This window comes from Vibrio makurazakiensis (genome assembly GCF_050337375.1).
Lineage (GTDB): Bacteria > Pseudomonadota > Gammaproteobacteria > Enterobacterales > Vibrionaceae > Vibrio > Vibrio makurazakiensis.
Map to the genome: position 1 here is coordinate 1 of NZ_JAKJSW010000381.1, position 2,365 is coordinate 2,365.

At 41.3% G+C, this 2,365-nt stretch carries 3 protein-coding genes; 2 read left to right on the plus strand and 1 reads right to left on the minus strand.

Annotation, left to right across the window (positions count from 1 at the left end; translation table 11 throughout):
- Together L4C33_RS21615 and L4C33_RS21620 are read left to right on the plus strand one after the other, a co-directional pair.
- A partial coding sequence (locus L4C33_RS21615) for a GGDEF domain-containing protein (protein WP_428814445.1) occupies nt 1–880 on the plus strand: 880 nt, incomplete at its 5' end.
- Nucleotides 881–913: 33 nt separating this feature from the next.
- Nucleotides 914–1,435, plus strand: coding sequence for a DUF2058 domain-containing protein (locus L4C33_RS21620; RefSeq protein WP_428814446.1), 522 nt, complete (start codon nt 914–916; stop codon nt 1,433–1,435).
- An 83-nt stretch (nt 1,436–1,518) separates the two neighbouring features.
- Here L4C33_RS21620 and L4C33_RS21625 read toward each other — a convergent pair.
- A partial coding sequence (locus L4C33_RS21625) for a cation:dicarboxylate symporter family transporter (RefSeq protein ID WP_428814447.1) occupies nt 1,519–2,365 on the minus strand: 847 nt, incomplete at its 5' end.

Genomic DNA, 2,365 nt, shown 5'->3' on the forward strand with positions numbered 1-2,365 from the left:
CTTAAAATTGGTCTGGCTTAAGTATGATTTGGCCTGGAGTCGGTTTGATCTACTTATTAATAGTAAAGAGTCTGATAACTTTATGGAAATGGGGGATGCGAGAGTTTTCTTTGAACAGTTGTTCGAGGATTATCGCGCATTGGAAGATAACCTTAAATTAGTCACCAATACTGACCTTGTCAGAGGGCAAGAGTTTAACCAGTCGGTACGGAAGTTGTACYTCAGTATGATTGATTATGTGAATCGAAACTTTCGCGTTAAGAGCCCCTTATACCAAGCCCAACAGAATAAAGCGCAGAGCCTCCAATTCCTTCAAGTCATACTACTTGTGGGCTTTATGTTCTGCTTATTGCTGATTAGCGTCGTGTTCTACAAAGAATCTCGTTATCACCATAAATTAGCAATGACCGATGTTCTGACTAATTTAGGTAATCGACTCGCACTATTTATTAAGATGCAGCGTTATCACGACCGAGAGCAGGCGTTTACATTATATTTGCTCGATTTAGATGGATTCAAAGGCATCAACGACAAATTTGGTCACCAAGAAGGAGACCGAGTGTTAGTAGAATTAGCAGATCATCTTAATGATTTTAAGTGCGACGATTATCGGGCTTATCGAATGGGAGGGGATGAGTTCGCGATTCTCCATAGCCAAAAATCCCAACAAAATGAGGTGCTCGACTACATTGATTTACTATCAAGTAAAGTCGGCAGTTGTTTTTCTGAACATGAGTCATTGGGAGTAAGCGTTGGTGTTGCTAACTTCCCAGAAGATGCCAACGAGATCGATGAGCTTATTGGTATCGCTGACAAGCGCATGTACCAAATGAAGTTTTATAACAAGCAAGATAAACAGAAGGTGAAAAAACAGGTATGATACGGCTGTTTTTAATCCTGAGTTGGAAAGGTCATGGCAAAGTTAACACTACAAGAGCAAATGCTAAAAGCTGGCTTAGTAAATGAGAAGAAGCTAAAGAAAGCGAAAAAGGGCTCTAAGAAATCACGAGTTCAAGCACGCGAAGCGAAAGCCGCGGCAGAAGAGAACAAGCTTGCTCAGCAAGAAAAAGATAAAGAATTGAACAATCAATTGAAAGAAAAACAACTGAGTAAAGAGATCAAAGCTCAGGTAAAACAATTGATTCAGATGAACAAAATCGACCTTAAAAACGGCGAGATCAAATATAACTTCACAGACGGTACTGTCGTTAAATACTTGTATGTAGAAGAGCTAACGCAAAAGCAACTTAGCTGCGGTATTTTAAGTATTGCACGCCAAGAAGAAAGCTATGTGGTTATTCCTACAAGTGTTGCGAACAAGATTGCGATGCGTGATGAAGAGTCAATCGTTGATACTCAAGCATCAACTTCTGWCGAAGTAGACGAAGACGACCCATACAAAGACTTCGTGATTCCAGACGATTTGATGTGGTAATCGTTGTACTAAAACAAACGTTATTGCACTCAAACAAAAAAACCGATGCTCATGCATCGGTTTTTTATTACTAACAAATGAAGTTATGCGTTAGCGTTTTCAAGTTCCACTTGTTCTTCTTTCTTCTTACCTAGAATTCGACTAGTAATCGTACCCGCCGTCATGGCACCAGATACGTTAAGCGCAGTACGAGCCATATCGATTAAAGGTTCAATAGAGATAAGTAATGCTGCAATAGTGACAGGTAGACCCATAGCAGGAAGTACAATTAGTGCCGCGAATGTTGCGCCGCCACCGACACCAGCGATACCAAAAGAACTTACCGTGATAATAGCAATCAACGAAAGAATGAAGTTGATTTCCATTGGGTTGATTCCAACTGTTGGAGCAACCATTACTGCCAACATTGCAGGGTAGATACCAGCACAGCCATTTTGACCAATAGTTGCCCCGAATGATGCAGACAAGTTAGCAATTGCTGGTGGAACGTTAAGCTTAGTGATTTGTGCTTCTACGTTCAGCGGAATTGTAGCGGCTGAGCTTCGAGACGTGAAAGCGAATGTTAGTACAGGCCAAATTTTCTGGAAGTATTCCTTCGGGCTCACGCCAACAAAAGAAACCAGTATGCCGTGAACAACAAACATTAAGAAAATAGCTACGTAAGAAGCCACAATGAAGCCTAGTAAGCTAAGAATGTCTGAAGCACTTGAAGTCGCAACAACTTTAGCCATTAACGCCGCGATACCGTAAGGCGTTAGTGCCATGATCATCTTAACTAAGCGCATCACGATAGATTGAATGGCTTCAACGAAAGTGCGAATCGGTGTTTCTAGCTCTTCTTTCTCAGCCATCACTTTACGTGCCGCTATACCGGTAAGCACGCCAAAAATAACAACTGCAATAATAGAAGTAGAGCGTGCACCTGTAAGG